The organism is Streptomyces sp. NPDC101132, assembly GCF_044759225.1.
Classification (GTDB): domain Bacteria; phylum Actinomycetota; class Actinomycetes; order Streptomycetales; family Streptomycetaceae; genus Streptomyces.
Genome location: NZ_JBIVYX010000002.1, coordinates 699,300 through 719,761 on the forward strand (window position 1 = coordinate 699,300; position 20,462 = coordinate 719,761).

Sequence of the window (20,462 nt, forward strand, 5' to 3'; positions counted from 1 at the left end):
CCGCCCTTGGGCGGTGTGGGTGAACGGAGCCTCGGCAGAGTGGGTGACCTGCGATGACGCGATCCGGGTGACCCCCGGACCCCGGCCGGGGCGGTCCCCCTTACACGGTATGGGTGACCCGCTCGCTCTCGATCCGCTGCGCCAGGGCGTCGGCCCCGAGCCGGTCCAGGTTCCGGCAGAGCACCACGGAGCCGCCGGCCGCCAGGGGCGCGTACAGCCCCGCGGACAGGCCCTCCCAGGTGTCGTAGCCCAGCCCCGACAGCACCCGGGACCCGGGCCCGAACCCGAGCTTCCCGGCGTCCTGCCGCGCCTGGTCGACCAGCTCCGCGTACGAGAACTCCGCCCCCTCCACCGCCAGCCCCTCCCCGTCGGCGTCCACCGGGACGAAGGGCGCGAACCGGTCGCCCTGGCCCGGCACCTCCACGGCGTAGTCCGCGAAGCCCGCCGGCGGCTGCGGGAAGCGCCCGCCCAGCGGCCGCAGCGCGAGGGCCACCCGCTCGCCGGAGCAGGCCCGCGCCTCCTCCAGGCTGTCGGGGCCGCTCACCACCAGGTCCGCGTCGGCCGGGTCCCCGCCCACCTCGGCCACCACGCCCACCGAGGCGCAGGCCAGCAGCCAGACGGCGGTCTGCCAGTGCGCGGGCAGCAGCAGGGCGAGCCGGTCGCCCGGCTCCGCGCCGAGGTCGCCCTGGAGGAGGTTGGCGGTCTTGGCCACCCAATTGGCGAAGGTGGCCACGGACAATTCCACGCGCTCGCCCGTGGCGTCGTCGTAGAAGGTGACCAGGGGGCGGCCGGGATCGGCGGCGAGCGCGGATCGCAGCAGGTCGGCAGGGGTGCGGTCGTTGGCGTTCACGCCGTAAGCGTACGTGGGGGCGCCGGGGCTCCCTCGCCCGTACGGGGGCGGGTCCGTCGCCCGTACGGGGGCCGCCCGCTCGGCCGTACGGGGGAACGGCGCCGCCCCGGGATCCGATGGTCCGTCAGGTCTCGGCTGGCGGGCCGTCAGAGGTGTGCTCAGCATCGGCTGCATGCGTGGATTCCTGGTTTCCTCGATCGGCGTCGCGACGGCGGCCGCACTGGCCCTCCCGCTCGCGCTGACCTCTCCGTCCCTGGCGGCGGGACCGGGCGCACCGCCCGCCCCGGCCGGTGCTCCGGGTGCCGTGGCGGCCGTACCCGGCGCCGAACCGGCCGTACCGGGCGCCGTGCCCGCCGCCGGCGTCGCGGCCGAGCCGGCCGTGCCCGGCTCGACCCAGTCGCTCCCCCTGACCCCGCTCACCCCGCGGTCCGACCGGGCTTTCCCCGGCATGTCGGCACGGCTGCCGGAGACCCCCGCCATGGGGCTCTCCGCCCGCGGGACCGGCACCTTCTCGATGGTCGGCGTCGTCTGGGACGACGCGCGCACCGAACTCCACGGACGCGTCCAGGTCCGTACCCGGGCCGCCCACACGGGCACCTGGACCGAATGGCAGGACGTGGAGATCCACAACCGTGAGCACGCGGCCGACCCCGGCACCGCGGAAGGCGCCTCCGGCCGGGTCAGGGGGGCCACCGCGCCCCTCTGGGTCGGCGAGTCGGACGGCATCGAGGTGCGGGTGCAGGCGGAACCCGGCGAGGCCCCCGGTGCGGCCGTGTCGCCGGAGGCCGGGGAGGCCTCCGACGCCGCGGGCCACCGGGCCGCGGAGCCCGGGCTCCAGACGCTCCCCACCGGCATGCGGATCGAACTGGTCGACCCGGGCAGGACCCCGGCGCCCGCCGAGGAGGGGGCGCGCCCGCTCCCGGCCGCCGACGGCGTCCGGAGCCGGGCGGCCCGCCACGGCGCCTGGCCGGCCCGCTTCGCGGACCCCGCCACCGGCGTCGCCGAGCCCGCCACCGGCTTCGACGGACCCGGCCCCGACGAGAAGGCCGAGGCAGCCGGGGCGGCGGAGACCGCCGGCGCGGCGCAGGCCGCGGTCCTCCCGGCCATGAGCCAGGCCACCATCGAGACCTCCGCCGCCAACCTCGGCCTCGCCGCGCTCGGCGCGGACGCGATCGAGGCACGGGACAAGGCGGGCTCCGCGTCCGACGTGCTCATCGCCTCCGACGGCAAGGTCGGCGTCGCCGCCCGCCCGTACATCGGCCCCCGCCCGCGCATCGTCACCCGCAAGGGCTGGGGCGCCAACGAGTCCCTGCGCGAGAAGGGCTTCGTCTACACCGGCAGCGTCAAGGCCGCCTTCGTCCACCACAGCGCCTCCGGCAACAACTACAAGTGCTCCGAGGCGCCGGCCGTGCTGCGCAGCCTGTACCGCTACCACGTCGTCAGCAGCGGCTGGCGCGACTTCGGGTACAACTTCGCCGTCGACAAGTGCGGCACCGTCTACGAGGGCCGCGCGGGCGGCGTCGCCAAGGCCGTCCTGGGCGCCCACACCATGGGGTTCAACACCAACAGCATGGGCGTGGCCGTCATCGGCACCTTCACCTCCAGTGCGCCGCCGGCCGCCGCGGTGAAGGCCATCGCGCAGCTCACGGCGTGGAAGCTCGGCCTCTACGGGGCCAACCCGCTCGGCAAGACGACCCTCAAGTCCGGTGGCGGGAACCTGTATCCGAAGGGAAAGCAGGTCAAACTCAACGTGATCTCCGGACACCGCGACGGATTCGCCACCGAGTGCCCCGGCAAGAAGCTCTACGGCAAGCTCGGTACGGCCCGGTCCACATCGGCGCGATTGCAGGGCAGGTGAGGAAAACCTCTGCATAAACTGGCCGCCCGCCCCGGCCCTGCCGCGGCTCCGTCCCAGGCCAGACCCAGCAGGAAGCAGAGCGAAGTTGACTGAAGCGATCCTCCTGGTGGGCGGCAAGGGAACGCGGCTGCGCCCGCTGACGGTGCACACGCCGAAGCCGATGGTCCCGGCGGCGGGCGTCCCGTTCCTCACGCACCAGCTGGCACGGGCGCGGGCGGCCGGCGTCGAGCACGTGGTGCTCGCCACCTCCTACCTCGCGGAGGTCTTCGAGCCGTACTTCGGCGACGGGTCCTCCCTCGGACTGCACCTGGAGTACGTCACCGAGGTCGAGCCCCTCGGCACCGGCGGCGCCATACGGAACGTCGCCTCCCGTCTGCACTCGGGGCCCGACGACCCGATCCTGATCTTCAACGGCGACATCCTCACGGGCCTGGACATCCCCGCCCTCCTGGACACCCACCGGTCCTCGGGGGCGGACGTCTCCCTGCACCTCACCCGGGTCGAGGACCCGCGGGCCTTCGGCCTGGTCCCGACGGACGGGACCGGGCGGGTCACGGCCTTCCTGGAGAAGCCGCAGACCCCCGAGGAGATCGTCACGGACCAGGTCAACGCGGGCGCGTACGTCTTCCGGCGCTCCGTCATCGACACCATTCCGGCGGGCCGCCCGGTCTCCGTCGAGCGCGAGACCTTCCCGGACCTGCTCGCCGCCGGCGCGCACCTCCAGGGCATGGTCGACTCGACGTACTGGCTGGACCTGGGCACCCCCCAGGCCTTCGTACGCGGCTCCGCCGACCTCGTCCTGGGCCGCGCCCCGTCCCCGGCCGTCCCCGGCCGCACGGGCGAGTCGCTGGTGCTGCCCGGCGCGGTGGTGGCCCCGGACGCCAAGCTCTCGGGCGGCACGGTGGTCGCCGAGGGCGCGGAGGTCGGCGCCGGCGCCAGGGTCCACGGCAGCGCGGTCCTGGCGGGCGCGGTGGTCGAGCCGGGCGCGGTGGTCACGGACTCCCTGATCGGCGCGGGCGCCCGCGTCGGCGCCCGCACCCACCTGACGGGCACCGTGGTCGGCGACGCGGCCGTGGTGGGCCCGGACAACGAACTCCGCGAGGGCACGAGAATCTGGTGCGAAGCCACCCTCCCGGCCGCCACGATCCGCTTCTCGTCGGACCAGTAACCCACCCCCCACCTCCCGCCGGGGTCGCGGCTGCAGCCCGCCCCGAGGGGCCGACCTGCGGCCGGGCATCCGTGTCCCTGTCCAGCCCCGCCGGCGTGGGAGGCGCGGGGTCCGGGGCGGAGCCCCGGAGGGGTCCGGGGCGGAGTCCCGGTGAACGGGAGAAGGGCGGGGAGGGGCCGGCCCCGCAGGGCACCACCCCGGCGCCGCCCGCCCTGCACCCCCGGCCCCACCTCACGCGGCCGGACCGACCGGCCCGCCCCGCGGCCCTCGCACGCCACGGCCCACCGCCGACCCAGGGGGTCCGCGCAGCGTGGCTCCGGCGGCCGGCACCGTCACCACCGCACCGCACCGCCGGCCCCCCGCGCCTCCCGCACGCCCGGGCCCCGTACCGACCCCGGTGCCCCGCACCCGGCGCATCGTCGGCCGGGCCGCAGACACCGGACCCGCGGCCCCGGGGCACGGCGGGGCGTGCCGAACGCCACCCTTCGGACCGCCCGGGCCACCGCCCCGCCGGGACTACGCTCAGAGGGTGGCCGGCAGATTCGATCCCCTCACCCGCACCACCGTGCGCGGTGGCGCGACCCGCGTACCCGCACCGACGCCTGCCACGCCGAACGCCACCGCCACGGGCGGCACGGCCGGCACCGGAGCAAAGACCGGCACCGGAGCCCGCCCCCGCACCGCCACCGGCGGCATCAACGGGCAGGCGGCCACCGGCACGGCCCCCCGCACCCGCCACTACACACCCCCCGGCCCCCTCACCCTCGGCCTGGTCCTCGGCCCGCTCCGCAGGGGCCCGCACGACCCCACCTTCCGCGTCACCCCGGACGGCGCGGTCTGGCGGGCCAGCCAGACCCCCGCCGGCCCCGGCACGCTCCGGGTGACCGCCCGCGCGGCGGACGGCACGGTCACCGGTGAGGCCTGGGGCCCCGGCGCGGACTGGCTCCTCGACCGCCTCCCCGCACTCCTCGGAGCCGAGGACGACCCCGCCGCCTTCGTCCCCCGGCACCGCCTCGTGCACGCCAGCCACCGCAGCCGCCCGGGGCTCCGCCTGACCCGCACCGGCCTGGTCCTGGAGTCGCTGATCCCCTCGGTCCTGGAGCAGAAGGTCACCGCCGACGAGGCCTACCGCGCCTGGCGCATCCTGGTCCGCCAGTACGGCACCCCGGCCCCCGGTCCCGCCCCGGACCGGATGTACGCGATGCCGGACGCCCGTACCTGGTGCCGCATCCCCTCCTGGGACTGGCACAAGGCCGGCGTGGACAGCAAGCGCTCCGGCACCATCCTCCGCGCGGCCCGCGTCGCCCCCCGCCTCGAAGAGGCCGCCGGCATGGACCTCCCGGAAGCCTCCGCCCGCCTGGAACTCGTCCCCGGCATCGGCCCCTGGACCTCCGCCGAAACCCTCCAGCGCAGCAACGGCCACCCGGACGCGGTCACCGTGGGCGACCTCCACCTGCCCGGCATCATCGGCTTCGCCCTCGCCGGCGACCGCACCACCGACGACGCGGCCATGCTGGAACTCCTCGCCCCGTACGAGGGCCAGCGCCACCGCGCGACCCGCCTGATCCTCCTGGCGGGCCTCACCCCGCCCCGCCGCAAACCCCGCATGCCCCGCACGGACATCGGCCGCCTCTGACCGGCCCGCCCGGACGCGAGCGGGCGGGCACTTCCCCGGCAGGCCCCAAGCCCGGCAGGCCCGAAGCCCGGCGGTCCCGGTGCCGGGCACAAGCGGCACAGCGCCCGCGCCCAGCGCCGGCACCCCCTACCGCACCTCGATGAACGCCTCCGCGTCCCGCTCCGGCCGGGGGCCCGGGGCGTCGGCCGGGTGGCCGATCGCCACCGCGCCCATGGGCTCCCAGTCGTCCGGGAGGCCCAGCACCTTGCGGACCACGTCGCGGCAGAACATCGTCGACGAGACCCACGCCGAGCCCAGGCGTTCCGCGGCCAGGGCGACCAGGAAGTTCTGGACGCCCGCGCCCGTGGCGACCACGAACATCTCGCGCTCCGCCGCGTCCCGGCGGGCGTGCCCGTAGTGGTGGGCACCGTCCATGACCATGCACGGGACGGCGAGGTACGGGGCGTTGCGCAGGACGTCGCCCCGCCGCACCCGCTTCGCGATGGAGTCCTCGGACTTGCCGTCCCGGCGGAGGTCCGCGATCCACGCGTCCCGCATCGCGTCCAGCAGTTCCACCCGCGCGGCCGCCGACTCCAGGAGGACGAACCGCCACGGCGTCGTGTGGTGCGGGGCGGGGGCGGTGACGGCCGCGGCCACGGCCCGCCGTACCGCGCCCGGGTCGACCGGCGCGTCGGTGAAGGAGCGGACCGTGCGCCGCTGGGTCACGGCCTCCCGGATCGCCTCCGAGGTGCCCAGGCGGAACATGTCGTCGGCGGCGGACCGGATCAGCTCGGCCGCCGTGCCCTCGCCGAGCACGTCACCGCCGAGTCCCCGCACCACCGCCACCGGCAGCCCGCCGGCCTTGCCCTTGACCAGGTCGCCGGCGGCGGCCAGCTCGTCGGCGGTGGCGACCACGGTGGCGCTCAGCGGGTTGCCGTACGCGTCGGTGCCGCCGCGCAGGTCGTCCAGGACCCGTACGCCCGCCGCGCCGATGGCCACGTCGGTCAGCCCGGCGCGCCAGGGCCGGCCGAAGGTATCCGTGACGATCACGCCGACCGTCACGCCGAGCCGCTCCCGCAGCCCCTCGCGGATGGCCCGCGCGGAGGCGTCGGGGTCCTCGGGGAGCAGCAGGACGGTGCCCGGCTCGGTGTTGGAGGCGTCGACCCCGGCGGCGGCCATCACCAGGCCCTGCCGGTTCTCCACTATGCGCAGGGTGCCGCGGCGCGCGACCACCCGTACCGTCTCGGCGTCGATCGCCGCCTCGCGCGAGTCGGCCGCGACGATCCGGCCCTCGGCCTTGGAGACGATCTTCGAGGTGACGAGCAGGACGTCCCCGTCGAGCAGGTCGGGCGCGGCGTCCGCGATCAGTGCGGCGAGGTCGTCGCCGGGCCGGACCTCGCCGATCCCGGGCACGGCCCGGACGTGGATGGCCGGTGCGGTCACCGGGTCTCCTCGGCCAGCGCCAGGGCCTCACGGGCCATCAGAGCGGTGGCCTCCAGGTCGGTCATCATCAGCGGCACCGCGCGGCAGCGGATGCCGGCCGCCTCGACCTCGGCCACGGCCTCCGCGTCGCTGCTGTCGACCAGCCAGCCGTCCAGCAGTCCGGTTCCGTAGTGCTTCGCCACCGCCGCGGCCGTGGACTCGACGCCCACCGCGGCCAGCACCTTGTCGGCCATGCCGCGCACGGGCGCGCCGCCGACGATGGGGGAGAGGCCGACGACGGGCGCGGCCGCCGCGGCCACGGCCTCGCGGATGCCGGGCACGGCGAGGATGGTGCCCACGGAGACCACGGGGTTGGACGGCGGGAAGAGGATCACGTCCGCGGCCTCGATCGCCTCCAGCACGCCGGGGGCCGGCTTGGCCTGGTCGGCGCCGACGGGGACGACGGCCTGGGCGTCCACCGAGGCCCGCAGCCGCACCCAGTACTCCTGGAAGTGGATGACGCGCCGCTCGCCGCCGTCCTCGACCGCCACATGGGTCTCGACCCGGTCGTCGGACATGGGGAGCAGCCGGACGCCCGGCCGCCAGCGGTCGCACAGGGCCTCCGTGACGGCGCTGAGCGGGTAGCCGGCGGACAGCATCTGGGTCCGCACGATGTGGGTGGCGAAGTCGCGGTCGCCGAGTCCGAACCAGGTGGGGCCGACGCCGTACGCGGCGAGCTCCTCCTTCACGGTGAAGGACTCGTCGGTGCGGCCCCAGCCCTGCTCCTCGTTGATGCCGCCGCCGAGCGTGTACATCACCGTGTCGAGGTCGGGGCAGACCTTCAGCCCGAACAGGTGAATGTCGTCACCGGTGTTGCCGATGACCGTGATGTCCGCGTCGGGCGCGGCCGACTTCAGTCCGCGGAGGAAGCGTGCCCCGCCGATACCGCCTGCCAGAACAACAATGCGCATGCCCCGCAGTTTGTCAGGCGCGGACGGTGTCCAGTGCGGCCGGGGAGCACTGCGAGGCGCCCGCGGCGCGCTCGTGCATCGGCATCTCGGTCAGGCCGGGGAAGTAGACGTGCAGGCTGACGGCGGGTTCGAGGGAGTCGTTGACGACCTCGTGGACGTAGCCGGGGGCGAAGACGCGCTGGTTGCCGGCGGCGAGCGTACGGCGGCCGCGCTCGGTGCGCTCGGTCAACTCGCCCTGAAGGACGGTCAGCACGCCGGACGAGCCGCCGTGGTCGTGCAGTCCGCTGCCCTGGCCGGGCACCCAGCTGAGCAGCCACACCTCGTAGCCCGGACCCGTGGTGAGGCGGTGGTACCAGCGGCTGGTGGCGTCGTACTCGACGAGGTGCTCCCACCGCGCGCGGTCGCCGGCGAGGGAGCGGGCCAGGCCGACGAAGTCGGCGACGGTGGCCGGGTGCTCCTTGGCGGGCTGGAGCAGGTGCTGGACGGCGAGGATGTCGCCCGCGATCTGGAGGTCGCTGTCCATCCGGAGGTCCATCTGGGGGGCCGTCTGGGGGGCCGCCTGGGGAGTGCTGCTGCTGTTCATGTGCGGGGGTTCCTCGGCAGGAGTACGGGCTGTCGGGGTGTCGCAAGGACGGCTCTTCAACGAGCCGGACGGCTCGTACGCGAGCCAGGGGGAGAGAAAGCCGGACGCTCTACGGCATCAACAGCTGCAACAGCAACAGCGGACCAGGGCAGCGCTCAGGAGCCCACGAAGGGGGGCCTGGGAGTGCGCTGCGGTCGCTGACATGAAAACAAGGAGAGCGGGTTTGGGAGGCGACTGTCAACCCAATGTCCGGTTTGAGGGAAAAGTTTCACCTCATCCGGTTACTGTGTGCGGAGAAAGGTTTGTGCAGACACGCCCAGGGCAAGTGCGGCTGCAACCCGGGCGCGTCGTGACGCGTCCGTTATGGGTGACGCTGCGGATGCCGGTGATGCATGTGGCATGTGTCACGATTTTTGGCGATATGAACACTTTCTGCATACGCTTGGTTCCGCAGAGTGAATAAGGGGCCCAATAGCAGATCTCGGCTTGACTGCCCCGGATACACACACTTGTAATTTCACTCGTGTCGTTCGGCCGGAAATCGGTGGCGGCAACATCACGGGGACGCGAAGACAGACGAGGGGCGCACATGACCGAGCTGTTTCAGGAACTGCTGGTCGAGGAGGCGGACGAGGAGCTCGGATGGCAGGAGCGCGCCCTGTGCGCCCAGACCGATCCCGAATCCTTTTTCCCCGAGAAGGGCGGCTCGACCCGCGAGGCCAAGAAGGTCTGCCTCGCCTGTGAGGTCCGCTCCGAGTGCCTCGAATACGCCCTCGCCAACGACGAGCGCTTCGGCATCTGGGGCGGTCTGTCCGAGCGCGAGCGCCGCCGCCTGAAGAAGGCCGCCGTCTGACCGGAAACCGAAGCTTCCGCCACGCGACTTGCCCCGCGTGACGGCGCATCGTACGAACCGAGATCCGTACAAGCCTCACAAACGCCACGAGCCGCCAGCGGCACCGGCCATACAGACCAGCGGTCCGCCTCCTGCCCCTTCCCCGCAGGAGGCGGACCGCTTTGTGCGCAGCCGTTAGTGTGGGGCGCTGTCCAGCAGCCTCCCGGGGCCCAGCCCCCCGGACCCTCCCCGGCCCCGCCCGGGGACCCCCCAGCCCGGAGGGCCCGTACCGCGATGTCCGTGCACAGCCACTCGACGGCCCCTTATGCGGCGGCCGCCACCCCCGAGTTCCCGAGGCATGTCGTCACCGCGGTCCTGGTCGCGCACGACGGCGCCCGCTGGCTGCCCCAGGCGCTCGCCGGCCTGCAGGGCCAGGAACGGCCCGTCCAGAACCACATCGCCGCCGACACCGGGAGCGCCGACGACTCCGCCCGCCTCCTCGCCGACGCGTTCGGCGACGACCGGGTGCTCCACCTGGCCCGCCGCACCGGCTTCGGCGCCGCCGTCGACGAGGCCGTGCGCACCGCGGGCGTCCTCACCCCCGAGGACCTCCCGTACCTGAAGCGCCCCAGCGGCTGGGACCCCGTCAGCCGCACCTGGCGCGACGACACGTACGACCTCCCCGAACTGCCCCACGGCGAGCCCGTCCAGTGGCTCTGGCTGCTGCACGACGACTGCGCGCCCGAGCCGGACGCGCTCACCGAGCTGCTCCGCGTGGCCGAGGAGAACCCCGAGGCCGCCGTCATCGGCCCCAAGCTGCGCGGCTGGTACGACCGCAAGCAGCTGCTGGAGGCCGGCGTCAGCATCGCCCGCAGCGGCCGCCGCTGGACCGGCCTCGACCGCCGCGAGCAGGACCAGGGCCAGCACGACGGCGTCCGCCCCGTCCTCTCCGTCTCCACCGCCGGCATGCTGATCCGCCGCGACGTCTACGAGGAGCTCGGCGGCTTCGACCGCCGCCTGCCCCTCATGCGCGACGACGTCGACCTGTGCTGGCGGGCCCACTCCGCCGGCCACGGCGTCCTCATCGCCCCCGACGCCGTGCTCCGGCACGCCGAGGCGTCGGCCCGCGAACGCCGCCCCATCGACTGCGCCGGCCGCTCCGTCGCCAGCCCCCACCGGGTCGACAAGTCCGGCGCCGTCTACACGATGCTGGTCAACTCCCGCGCCGCCGCGCTCCCCTACGTACTGCTGCGCCTCGTGCTCGGCACCCTCGTGCGCACCCTCGCCTACCTCGTGGGCAAGGCCCCCGGCCAGGCCGTCGACGAGGTGCGCGGACTCCTGCGCACCCTCCTCGTGCCCGGCCGCATCCTCGGCGCGCGCCGCCGCCGCGGCCGGTCCACGGTCCCCGCGGGCGAACTGCGGCCCCTGTTCCCGCCGCCCGGAGCCACCCTCCGCGCCACGGTCGAACAGGTCGCCGGGTACCTGGGCAGCGGCTCCGAGGACGCCTCCGCCGGGGCCGGCCGCCACGGCGGCGCCGTCGAGTCCGGCCCCGGCGGTGACGACGCGGACTACCTGGAGATCGAGCAGTTCGCGCGCCTGAAGCGGATCGCGCGCAAGCCCGCGCCCGTCCTCTTCGCCCTGCTGCTCGTCCTCTCCCTCGCCGCCTGCCGCGAACTCCTCAGTGGCGGCTCGCTGATGGGCGGCGCGCTGCTGCCCGCACCGCCCGGCGCCTCCGGGCTCTGGAGCTCGTACCTCGACGCCTGGCACCCCGTCGGCACCGGCGGCACCGCCACCGCGCCGCCCTACCTCGCCGTCCTCGCCGCGCTCTCCGGGCTGCTCCTCGGCAGCACCCAGCTCGCGCTCACCGTGCTGCTGGTCTGCTCCGTGCCGCTGGCCGGCCTCACCGCGTACTTCGCCTCCCGGCCGCTCGTCGAGTCCCGGCTGCTGCGCGCCTGGGGCGCGGTCGCGTACGCCTTCCTGCCCGCGGTCACCGGAGCCCTCGCCGGCGGCCGCCTCGGCACCGCCGTGCTCGCCGTGCTGCTGCCGCTGCTCGCGCGGTCCGCCGTGGCCGCGTACGGCTTCGGCGGCTCCGACGGCGCCCGGGGCAGCTGGCGCGCGGTGTGGACGTACACCCTCCTCCTCACCCTCGCCACCGCCTTCACGCCCGTCGCCTGGCTGTTCGCGGCGGTCCTCGGGATCGCCGCCCTCGCCGTGAACCGCTCGGCGCTCAAGACCCACGCGCCCCGCCTGCTCGCGAACCTGGCCGTCCCCCTCCTCGTCCTCGCCCCCTGGTCCCTGACCCTCCTGACCGACCCGGCCGCCCTCCTGCGCGAGGCCGGCCTGCCGTACGGGACCGGCTCCGCGACCGCACTCGACCTGCTCGGCATCAGCCCCGGCGGGCCCCGCACCGCCGGCGGCCTGCTGCTCGTCGGCATCGTGCTGGCCGCCCTGGCCGCCCTGCTGCGCGAGGAGCGCGCCTTCACCGTCCGCGCCGCCTGGGCCGTCGCCCTGACCGGCCTGGCCGGTGCCGTCGTCCTCAACCGCGAGGGCTGGGCCGGGCCGGCCACCCTCGTCTACGGCATCGCCCTGCTCACCGCCGCCGCCGTCGGCGCGGAGGGCGTACGCTCCCGGGTCGCCGCCCAGTCCTTCGGCTGGCGCCAGCCCCTGGCCGCGCTGATCGCCCTCGCCGCCGCGGCCGGGCCGCTGCTCGGCGCCGCCGGCTGGGTGATCAGCGGTGCCGCGGGCCCGGTCGAGCGCCGGGACCCGGTCCAGGTGCCCGCCTTCGTGGCCGAGGAGAGCCGCACCCGGGACCAGGCCCGCACGCTCGTCCTCGGCGGCGACTCGCCCGCCAAGATCGCCTACACCCTCGTCCGGGGTTCCGGCGGACAGCTCGGCGACGCCGAGATCGCCGCCGCCACCGGCAGCGACGCCCGCCTCGACAAGGTCGTCTCCAACCTCGTCGCCGGCTCCGGCGCCGACCAGACCGACCAGCTCGGCGCCTTCGCCATCCGCTACGTGCTCGTCCGCGACGGCGCCCCCAAGCAGGTGGGCCGCGTCCTCGACGCCACCCCCGGCCTGAGCCGCCTCAGCCAGCTCGACGGCAGCGCCCTGTGGCGGGTGGACCGCCAGGTCGCCCGCGCCGTGATCATCTCCGGCAAGTCCGGCGACGACCCGATCCCGGTCGCCTCCGGACCGGTCGAGGCGCACACCGAGATCCCGGCCGGGCCCGCGGGCCGCGTGCTGCGCATCGCCGACACCGCCGCCCCCGGCTGGCACGCCACGCTCGACGGACGCGAACTGACGGCCAAGACCGTCGACGGCTGGGCCCAGGGCTTCGAGCTCCCGGGCGAGGGCGGCAGGCTCGACCTCGAGTACCGCGCCGACCTCGGCCACACCGCCTGGCACTGGGCCCAGGGCTCGCTCGCCGTGGTCCTGCTGGTGATGGCCCTGCCGGGCCGCCGCCGGGAGCTGGACGACGACCTGCCCGAGGAGCCGGAGGCCCCCGCCGAGGGAGCCGAGGGCACCGGCCGCCGCGCCCGCCGGCTGCGCGCCGAGGCCCAGGAGGCCGCGCCGGAGTCCGCCGCGTACGGCGAGACGGCCGACCCGTACGCCGCCGAGCCCGCGGCGGACGCCGCCGACGCCTTCGGGGGCGTCCCGCAGCAGCCGTCGTACGGCGAGTGGGACACCCCGGCCCCCGCGTACGCCGACCGGCCGGCCCAGGAGGCCGCCGGGTACGCGTACGGGCAGGGCGGGTACGAGGACCCCTTCGCCGGCACCCCGTACGAGCAGGGCGGCCAGGGCGGCTACCAGCAGCCCGGCTACGAGGAGACCCCGTACCAGGGCGGCTACCGGCAGCCCGGGTACGCGGAGGGCTACCCCGGGGCCCCGTACGGCACCGACGCCCAGGGCTACCCGTACGGCGCGGGCACCGGCCAGGAGGGCGCGTACGACCCCCACGGCCAGGACGACCCCCACGGCCGGCAGGCCGCGTACGGCCAGGACGGCACGTACGCCCAGGACACCGCCTACGGCCAGGACACCGCCTACGGCCAGGACGGCGCGTACGGCCAGGACGGCGCCCCGTACGACCCCCACGGCCACGACCCCCACGGCCACGAGAACCGGCGTCCCGACGGGAGCACCCAGCAGTGAAGCGCGCACCCCTGACCCTCGCCGCCGTGGCCGCGGCCCTCGCGGCCGTCACCGGCATCGCCTCGTTCACCGCGCCCGGCGCGCCCGGTGGCACCACCGCGAAGGCCGCGGTCCGGATGCCGGTCGAGCGGTCGGCGCTGCTGTGCCCCGCGCCCAGCGGCTCGGACGTCGCGGAGACCGCGTACACCTCGGTCACCCCCGCGGGCGGCTCCGGCCGGGCACCCGCCGGCGGCAGGTCGGGCGCCCAGCTGCTCACCGCGGGCAAGACCGTCAAGCCGCTGCTCACCCTCAAGGAGCCCGGCAAGCCGGTGGCCGCCACGGCCTCCGGCGCCGAGGCCCCGGCCCTGGCCGGCGCGGCCGAGGGGGCGCTCGCCCCGGGCTGGGCCGCGCAGCAGACCACGGTGGTGCCGGTCGGCTCCGCCCGCGGGGTGCTCGGGGTCGGCTGCTCGGCGCCCGACACGGACTTCTGGTTCCCGGGCGCGAGCACCGCCAAGACCCGGCAGGACTACCTGCACGTCACCAACCCCGACGACAGCACGGCCGTCGTCGACATCGAGCTGTACGGGCCGGACGGCCGGCTGAAGTCCGAGTCCGGCGCGGGTGAGGGCATCCCGGTCCCCGCCAAGTCCTCCGTTCCGGTGCTCCTCTCGACGCTCACGACGACGCCGGTCGCGGACCTCACGGTGCACGTGACCACGCGCACCGGCCGGGTCGGCGCGGCCGTGCAGGTCCTGGAGGACGGCGTCGGCGCCGACTGGCTGCCCGCCTCCGCCGACCCCTCGGGCGCGCTGGTGCTGCCGGGCATCCCGGCCGACGCCACCTCCGTACGGCTGGTCGCCTTCGCCCCCGGCGAGGACGACGCGGACCTCACGGTGAAGCTGGCGGGACCGGGCGGCTCCCTCTCCCCGGCCGGCCACGAGCAGCTGCACGTGAAGTCCGGCATGACGGCCGTGGCCGACCTCAAGGACCTCACCCGCGGCGAGGCCGGGTCGCTGGTGCTGTCCCCCTCCGACGCCAGACGTGCGGCGCCGGTGGTGGCCGCGCTGCGGGTGGTCCGGGGCACCGGCGAGAAGCAGGAGCTGGCGTTCGTGCCGGCCACCGGGCCGGTCGGGGACCGGGCCACCGCGGCCGACAACCGCGCGACCGGGGGCACCCTCTCGCTGACCGCGCCGGGCGCGGAGGCCGTCGTCAAGGTCACCGCCTCCGCGGGCACCCAGGCCGGGGAGCCGGCCACGAAGACGTACACCGTGAAGGCGGGCTCGACGCTGGCCGTGCAGCCGCCCGTGCCGGCCGGCCTCAAGGGCTCGTACGCGCTCACCGTGGAGACCGTCTCGGGCGGCCCGGTGCACGCCGCGCGCACCCTGGCCCTGCCCGCCGACGGCATCCCGATGTTCACGGTCCAGACGCTGCCGGACGACCGGGGCACGGTGGCCGTGCCCGAGGCGGAGCAGGACCTCTCGGTCCTGGGCGGCTGACCGCACCGGGTCCCGGGGCGCCGGCGAGCGCCCCGGGGCCGGGTCAGTCCTGTCCGTACCGCGGGTCGACGGTCTCCGGGGACAGCCCCAGCAGTTCCGCGACCTGCTCGACGACGATCTCGTGCACCAGCAGGGCCCGCTCGTCGCGGTTCTTGGTACGGATCTCCACCGGCCGCCGGTAGACCACGATCCGCGCGGGACCGCCGGAGCGCCCCTGGAACACCGCGCCCAGCGGCACCGCCTCGTCGTTCCAGCCGCTCTCCGGGCCGCCCGGCCGCGGCACCTCGGCCACCATGAACTCCACGTCGGCCAGCTGCGGCCAGCGGCGCTCCAGCCGCTCCACCGAGTCCTGGACCAGGTCGCCGAACAGCTCCGCGCGGCTCGCGGACAGCGGGACCTGCGGCGGCGCGACGGGCCCGCGCATCCCGCGGCCGTGCCGGTCGCGGCGGCGCGGACGGGGCTCGGAGGGGCGCTCGGCCGGCGGGGGCGGTACGGAACTGTCCATCACTCACGCAGGGTAGCCTCCGACGGACCCCCGGGGCCTGGTGATCCACCGGCCCCACCGCATGTCGGAGCTTGAACATTCCGGCCAAGCTTTCGATCGCTTCCGGAACCTCCCCTGACCGACGACCTCGCCCCGATTGATGGGATTCGTACCGAGTGGTGACCGCGATCCGCGCCGGAGGTCGCCTCCCGGCCACCGCACCGTGCAGGTCAGGCCAGTTGCCGCCGGAGCCGGTATGGCCGAGATCACGCCACGACACGGGGGAGTGAGCTGGGGGAGAGTCGTCGCGGCCCGGTCAAGAGTGCGGTACCGTCCAACGTCGTGAGCCCTGTACGTCGCTGTTCGCGCACCGCGTGCGGCCGCCCTGCCGTCGCAACACTGACGTACGTCTACGCCGATTCGACCGCAGTCCTCGGCCCGCTCGCCACGTACGCCGAACCCCACTGCTACGACCTGTGCGCCGAGCACTCCGAGCGGCTGACCGCGCCGCGCGGCTGGGAGGTCGTACGCCTCTCCGACGGTTCCGCGCCCTCCCGCCCCAGCGGCGACGACCTCGAAGCGCTCGCCAACGCCGTGCGCGAGGCGGCCCGTCCGCACGAGCGGGCGGCCGAGGCGGGCGGCGGTTCCGGCCAGGCAGTGGTCTCCGAGACCCGCCGCGGCCACCTGCGCGTCCTGCGCTCGCCCGACTCCTGACGCGGGCCGGCTCCGCCTCACGGGGGATCGGCTCGAAACCGACGGGACTCCGACGGCCACCCCACAGTTCGCGTTCGTCTCCTGCGGGTAGGTTGGGGCGGACCACCCAGGAGCTCAGGAGGGCAGGCCGTGGCTGCTGATCTGTCGCAGATCGTCAAGGCGTACGACGTACGCGGGGTCGTCCCCGACCAGTGGGACGCATCGCTCGCGGAGCTGTTCGGCGCCGCGTTCGTCCGGGTCACCGGCGCCGCGGCGATCGTCGTCGGCCACGACATGAGGCCCTCCTCGCCCGAACTGTCGGGCGCGTTCGCCCGCGGCGCGGCGGCCCAGGGCGCGGACGTCACCGAGATCGGCCTGTGCTCCACGGACCAGCTGTACTTCGCCTCCGGCCAACTGGACCTGCCCGGCGCGATGTTCACGGCCTCCCACAACCCCGCCCAGTACAACGGCATCAAGATGTGCCGGGCCGGCGCGGCCCCGGTCGGCCAGGACACCGGCCTGACCGAGATCCGCGAGCTGGTCGAGGGCTGGCTGGACGGCGGCGCCCCCGAGCCCGCCGCCACGACCGGCACGATCACCCGCCGCGACACCCTCGACGACTACGCCGCACACCTGAAGTCCCTGGTGGACCTCGGCTCGATCCGGCCCCTCAAGGTGGTCGTCGACGCGGGCAACGGCATGGGCGGCCACACCGTCCCGACCGTCTTCGCCGGCCTCCCGCTGGACCTCGTACCGATGTACTTCGAGCTGGACGGGACCTTCCCCAACCACGAGGCCAACCCCCTCGACCCGAAGAACATCGTCGACCTCCAGGCGCGCGTCCTCGCCGAGGGCGCCGACCTCGGCCTCGCCTTCGACGGCGACGCCGACCGCTGCTTCGTCGTCGACGAGCGCGGCGAGGGCGTCTCCCCCTCCGCGATCACCGCGCTCGTCGCCGCCCGCGAGCTGGCCCGCCACGGCGGCTCCGGCACGGTCATCCACAACCTGATCACCTCCTGGTCCGTCCCGGAGGTCGTGCGCGAGCACGGCGGCACCCCGGTCCGCACCCGGGTCGGCCACTCCTTCATCAAGGAGGAGATGGCCCGCACCGGCGCGATCTTCGGCGGCGAGCACTCGGCGCACTACTACTTCAAGGACTTCTGGAACGCCGACACGGGCATGCTCGCCGCGCTGCACGTGCTGGCCGCCCTCGGGAGCCAGGACGGCCCGCTGTCCGGCCTGGTCGCCGCGTACGACCGCTACGTCGGCTCCGGCGAGATCAACTCCACCGTCGCCGACCAGACGGCCCGCACGGCCGCCGTGAAGGCCGCCTTCGCCGGCCTGCCGGACGTCACCGTCGACGAGCTGGACGGCCTGACGGTCGCCACCGCCGACTGGTGGTTCAACCTGCGCCCGTCCAACACCGAGCCGCTGCTCCGCCTGAACGTGGAGGCCCGGGACGCGGACACCCTCGCCCGGATCCGCGACGAGGTGCTGGCGCTCGTCCGCGCGTGACGCCGCCCGCGGGGCCGGACACCACCCGTGACCGGCCCCGCGCCGCGCCGCGTACGACCGGCCCCCGCGCCGCACCCCGCACGGACCCCGCCGAGCCGCACCCGGCCGCGTCCGGCGGTACGCTGACCTGGCCCAAACCGCATGTTCGAAAGGGACACCCCATGCCGCTCGAAGCCGGCCTCCTGGAGATCCTCGCCTGCCCCGCGTGCCACGCGCCGCTGCGGGACGAGTCGGCCGCCGACGCCCCCGAGCTGATCTGCACGGGCACGGACTGCGGCCTGGCCTACCCCGTACGCGACGGCATCCCCGTCCTGCTCGTGGACGAGGCCCGCCGCCCCGCCTGACCCCTGACCGGTGCCGTAGCCCCGACGGACGTGGGAGGCCCCCATGCTGGACGAGTCCCTGCTCGACGCCCCTGAGGCCCTCGGCAGGGCCGACCGCCGCGGACTGCTCCGCGGCGCCGCCGAAGCCGGGGCCCGGGTCCGCACCGCGGCCCGGCACGCCACCGAGGCGGGCCTGGCCGACCTGCGGCCCGACGGCCGCCCCCGCGCGGTCCTCATCGCCGGCCCCGGCACCGCCGCCACCGGCGTCGCGGACCTGCTGACCGCCCTCGCGGGCGCCTCCGCGCCGGTGACCCGCCTGCACCCCACCGGAGTGGCCCCGGCCGCCGGGGCGCTGCGCTGGACGCTGCCCGGCTGGGCCGGATCGGTGGACCTGCTGCTCATCGCCACCACCGACGGCTCCGAGCCCGGCCTGGCCGTCCTCGCCGAGCAGGCCTACCGGCGCGGCTGCACCGTCGTGGCCGTCGCCCCCGAGCGCTCGCCGCTCAGCGAGGCCGTCGGCGCCGCCCACGGGCTCGTCGTACCGATGGCCAAGGCCCCGTACCAGGAGTACGACGACAGCGCCTCCGCGAGCCCCGGCGCGCTCTGGGCCCTGCTGACCCCGCTGCTCGTCCTCCTCGACAAGGTCGGCCTGATCTCCGCCGCACCCGAGGAGCTCCAGAAGGTCGCGGACCGCCTGGACCACACCGCCGAGCGCTGCGGGCCCGCCATCGCCACGTACTCCAACCCGGCCAAGACCCTGGCCGCCGAGCTGGCCGACTCCCTGCCGCTCATCTGGACCGAGGGCGCGGCCGCCGGCCCCGCGGGCCGGCGCTTCGCCGCCGTGCTCGCCGAACTCGCCGGACGCCCGGCGCTGGTCGCCGAACTCCCCATGGCCCTCCCCGCGCACGGCGTGCTGCTCTCCGGAGCCTTCGCCGCCGGCGCGGACCCCGAAGACTTCTTCCGTGACCGGGTCGAGGAGCAACAGGCTCTGCACGCCCGGGTCGTCCTGCTGCGTGACCGGCCGGGCGGCGGACTCACCGCCGCACCCGCCGCACGCGAGCTCGCCCTCAGCCACGACACGGCCGTCAGCGAGCTCGAACCGGAGGAGGGCGGCGAGCTGGAGACGCTCGCCGAACTCCTCGCCGTCACGGACTTCGCCACCGCCTACCTGGCGCTGGCCTCAGGGGGACGTTCATGACGGACGCAGCCGTGCATGAGCGGACGTACCCGACCAGGGGACCGGCCTGACCGGATCCCGGCCCGCGAGGCCAGGCCCGGTGGCCCTCCCCGGCTCCTCCTCCCAGGAAGACGACCGATGGACCGCCTCTCGAACACCGTCCGCCCCTACGCCTGGGGTTCCCCGACAGCCATCCCGGAACTGCTCGGCGTCACGCCGACGGGAGAGCCCCAGGCCGAACTGTGGATGGGCGCCCACCCCGGAGCCCCCTCACGGGTGGACCGCGGCGGGGGCGAGACGGCCCTCTCGGAGCTGATCGCCGCCGACCCCGAGCGGGAGCTCGGTCCCGAGGCCGTCGCCAGGTTCGGCCCCCGGCTGCCCTTCCTCTTCAAGGTGCTCGCCGCGGGCGCGCCCCTCTCCCTCCAGGTCCACCCCGATCTCGCCCAGGCCCGCGCGGGGTTCGCGGAGGAAGAGCGGCGCGGCGTCCCCCTCGACGCCCCCCACCGCAACTACAAGGACGCCAACCACAAGCCCGAACTCGTCTGCGCGCTCACCCCGTTCGACGGCCTGTGCGGCTTCCGCGACCCGCTCAGGACCGCCGACCTGTTCGCCGCGCTGGAGGTCGACTCGCTCAAGCCGTACGTCGACCTGCTCCACGCCCACCCCGAGGACGCCGCCCTGCGCGAGGTCCTCACCGCCGTCCTCACCGCGGACCGCGCCGAGATGGCCCACACCGTCGCCGAGGCGAGCGCCGCCGCGGAACGCCTGGGCGGCGCGTACGCCCCGTACGCCAAGCTGGCCCACCACTACCCCGGCGACCCGGGCGTCATCGCCGCCATGCTCCTCAACCACGTACGCCTCCAGCCCGGCGAGGCGATGTTCCTCGGCGCCGGCATCCCGCACGCGTACCTCGACGGCATGGGCGTCGAGCTGATGGCCAACTCCGACAACGTGCTCCGCTGCGGGCTCACCCCCAAGCACGTCGACGTCCCCGAACTCCTGCGGGTCACCCGCTTCGAGGCCGGCGACCCGGCCGTGCTGCGCCCGGAGGGCAACGGCGAGGAGGTGTACGACACCCCCATCGACGAGTTCCGCCTCTCCCGGCTGGTCCTCGCCCCCGGCTCCGCGCCCCGCCCGCTCCCGGCCCTCACCCCGCAGATCCTGCTCTGCACCGCCGGAGCCCCCGTGGTCCGCGGGGAGTCGGCGGAGGAGGTGCTGGGCCCGGGCCACGCGGTCTTCGTACCGGCGGGCGAGAAGACCGAATTGTCCGGTACGGGCACGGTCTTCCGTGCCACCGTGGTGGTCTGACGTGGCGTTCCTCCCGACTGCTGCAACAATGTGCGG

The 20,462-nt window shown here is 75.4% G+C and carries 16 protein-coding genes; 11 read left to right on the top strand and 5 right to left on the bottom strand.

Annotation, left to right across the window (positions count from 1 at the left end):
- Window positions 1–100: 100 nt before the first annotated feature.
- Complete coding sequence (locus ACIQUR_RS07450; RefSeq protein WP_403659742.1) at window positions 101–850, bottom strand: TIGR03089 family protein; 750 nt, start codon at window positions 848–850, stop codon at window positions 101–103.
- Between the two features lie 172 nt (window positions 851–1,022).
- Here ACIQUR_RS07450 and ACIQUR_RS07455 point away from each other — a divergent pair, with 172 nt between their 5' ends.
- The 3 genes from ACIQUR_RS07455 to ACIQUR_RS07465 all read left to right on the top strand — a co-directional run bounded on the left by ACIQUR_RS07455 (window position 1,023) and on the right by ACIQUR_RS07465 (window position 5,512).
- Window positions 1,023–2,708: an N-acetylmuramoyl-L-alanine amidase gene (locus ACIQUR_RS07455; protein ID WP_403659745.1), complete on the top strand. Its 1,686-nt coding sequence runs from the start codon at window positions 1,023–1,025 to the stop codon at window positions 2,706–2,708.
- A gap of 85 nt (window positions 2,709–2,793) precedes the next feature.
- On the top strand, window positions 2,794–3,876 hold the full coding sequence (locus tag ACIQUR_RS07460) for a sugar phosphate nucleotidyltransferase (protein WP_403659748.1): 1,083 nt from the start codon (window positions 2,794–2,796) through the stop codon (window positions 3,874–3,876).
- A 529-nt stretch (window positions 3,877–4,405) separates the two neighbouring features.
- Window positions 4,406–5,512 (top strand): DNA-3-methyladenine glycosylase family protein, encoded by a 1,107-nt coding sequence (locus ACIQUR_RS07465; RefSeq protein ID WP_403659751.1) that lies wholly within the window; start codon window positions 4,406–4,408, stop codon window positions 5,510–5,512.
- A 126-nt stretch (window positions 5,513–5,638) separates the two neighbouring features.
- On the opposite strand, the gene ACIQUR_RS07470 is transcribed toward ACIQUR_RS07465, so the two are convergent.
- Genes ACIQUR_RS07470 through ACIQUR_RS07480 form a run of 3 tightly spaced genes read right to left on the bottom strand, consistent with a single transcriptional unit; the run spans window position 5,639 to window position 8,419 of the window.
- Window positions 5,639–6,934, bottom strand: coding sequence for a coenzyme F420-0:L-glutamate ligase (locus ACIQUR_RS07470; protein WP_403659754.1), 1,296 nt, complete (start codon window positions 6,932–6,934; stop codon window positions 5,639–5,641).
- Complete coding sequence (gene cofD, locus ACIQUR_RS07475; protein ID WP_403659758.1) at window positions 6,931–7,884, bottom strand: 2-phospho-L-lactate transferase; 954 nt, start codon at window positions 7,882–7,884, stop codon at window positions 6,931–6,933. The genes ACIQUR_RS07470 and cofD overlap by 4 nt, the downstream gene beginning before the upstream one ends.
- Window positions 7,885–7,897: 13 nt before the next feature.
- Window positions 7,898–8,419, bottom strand: coding sequence for a cysteine dioxygenase (locus tag ACIQUR_RS07480; RefSeq protein WP_403659865.1), 522 nt, complete (start codon window positions 8,417–8,419; stop codon window positions 7,898–7,900).
- A gap of 637 nt (window positions 8,420–9,056) precedes the next feature.
- Between ACIQUR_RS07480 and ACIQUR_RS07485 the strand changes: the two genes are divergently transcribed.
- The 3 genes from ACIQUR_RS07485 to ACIQUR_RS07495 all read left to right on the top strand — a co-directional run bounded on the left by ACIQUR_RS07485 (window position 9,057) and on the right by ACIQUR_RS07495 (window position 14,926).
- Window positions 9,057–9,320 carry a WhiB family transcriptional regulator gene (locus ACIQUR_RS07485; protein ID WP_003983763.1) on the top strand — a complete coding sequence of 88 codons (264 nt, stop codon included), beginning with the start codon at window positions 9,057–9,059 and terminating at the stop codon, window positions 9,318–9,320.
- A gap of 273 nt (window positions 9,321–9,593) precedes the next feature.
- The gene (locus ACIQUR_RS07490; RefSeq protein ID WP_403659761.1) at window positions 9,594–13,451 is read left to right on the top strand and encodes a glycosyltransferase family 2 protein; all 3,858 of its coding nucleotides are present in this window, start codon (window positions 9,594–9,596) and stop codon (window positions 13,449–13,451) included.
- Window positions 13,448–14,926, top strand: a complete 1,479-nt coding sequence (locus tag ACIQUR_RS07495; RefSeq protein WP_403659764.1) for a DUF5719 family protein — start codon at window positions 13,448–13,450, stop codon at window positions 14,924–14,926. The genes ACIQUR_RS07490 and ACIQUR_RS07495 overlap by 4 nt, the downstream gene beginning before the upstream one ends.
- A gap of 43 nt (window positions 14,927–14,969) precedes the next feature.
- Here ACIQUR_RS07495 and ACIQUR_RS07500 read toward each other — a convergent pair whose 3' ends face one another.
- A complete protein-coding gene (locus tag ACIQUR_RS07500) occupies window positions 14,970–15,431 on the bottom strand; it encodes a metallopeptidase family protein (protein WP_403659868.1) in 462 nt (153 codons plus the stop codon).
- Window positions 15,432–15,701: 270 nt separating this feature from the next.
- Here ACIQUR_RS07500 and ACIQUR_RS07505 point away from each other — a divergent pair, with 270 nt between their 5' ends.
- The 5 genes from ACIQUR_RS07505 to manA all read left to right on the top strand — a co-directional run bounded on the left by ACIQUR_RS07505 (window position 15,702) and on the right by manA (window position 20,426).
- Window positions 15,702–16,124, top strand: coding sequence for a DUF3499 domain-containing protein (locus tag ACIQUR_RS07505; protein WP_403659871.1), 423 nt, complete (start codon window positions 15,702–15,704; stop codon window positions 16,122–16,124).
- Window positions 16,125–16,253: 129 nt separating this feature from the next.
- Window positions 16,254–17,618, top strand: coding sequence for a phosphomannomutase/phosphoglucomutase (locus tag ACIQUR_RS07510; protein ID WP_403659767.1), 1,365 nt, complete (start codon window positions 16,254–16,256; stop codon window positions 17,616–17,618).
- 161 nt (window positions 17,619–17,779) lie between these two features.
- On the top strand, window positions 17,780–17,962 hold the full coding sequence (locus ACIQUR_RS07515; protein ID WP_403659770.1) for a Trm112 family protein: 183 nt from the start codon (window positions 17,780–17,782) through the stop codon (window positions 17,960–17,962).
- A 43-nt stretch (window positions 17,963–18,005) separates the two neighbouring features.
- Entirely contained in the window at window positions 18,006–19,139 is a 1,134-nt protein-coding gene (locus ACIQUR_RS07520) for an SIS domain-containing protein (RefSeq protein WP_403659773.1), read from the top strand.
- Between the two features lie 117 nt (window positions 19,140–19,256).
- Window positions 19,257–20,426 carry a mannose-6-phosphate isomerase, class I gene (manA, locus tag ACIQUR_RS07525; RefSeq protein ID WP_403659776.1) on the top strand — a complete coding sequence of 390 codons (1,170 nt, stop codon included), beginning with the start codon at window positions 19,257–19,259 and terminating at the stop codon, window positions 20,424–20,426.
- Window positions 20,427–20,462 lie beyond the last annotated feature (36 nt).

Coding starts and splice junctions, on each gene's coding strand:
- ACIQUR_RS07485 (WP_003983763.1), top strand. CDS start 9,057: ATGACCGAGCTGTTTCAGGAACTGCTGGTCGAGGAGGCGGACGAGGAG.
- ACIQUR_RS07480 (WP_403659865.1), bottom strand. CDS start 8,419: ATGGACCTCCGGATGGACAGCGACCTCCAGATCGCGGGCGACATCCTC.
- ACIQUR_RS07455 (WP_403659745.1), top strand. CDS start 1,023: ATGCGTGGATTCCTGGTTTCCTCGATCGGCGTCGCGACGGCGGCCGCA.
- manA (WP_403659776.1), top strand. CDS start 19,257: ATGGACCGCCTCTCGAACACCGTCCGCCCCTACGCCTGGGGTTCCCCG.
- ACIQUR_RS07490 (WP_403659761.1), top strand. CDS start 9,594: ATGTCCGTGCACAGCCACTCGACGGCCCCTTATGCGGCGGCCGCCACC.
- ACIQUR_RS07515 (WP_403659770.1), top strand. CDS start 17,780: ATGCCGCTCGAAGCCGGCCTCCTGGAGATCCTCGCCTGCCCCGCGTGC.
- ACIQUR_RS07500 (WP_403659868.1), bottom strand. CDS start 15,431: ATGGACAGTTCCGTACCGCCCCCGCCGGCCGAGCGCCCCTCCGAGCCC.
- ACIQUR_RS07520 (WP_403659773.1), top strand. CDS start 18,006: ATGCTGGACGAGTCCCTGCTCGACGCCCCTGAGGCCCTCGGCAGGGCC.
- cofD (WP_403659758.1), bottom strand. CDS start 7,884: ATGCGCATTGTTGTTCTGGCAGGCGGTATCGGCGGGGCACGCTTCCTC.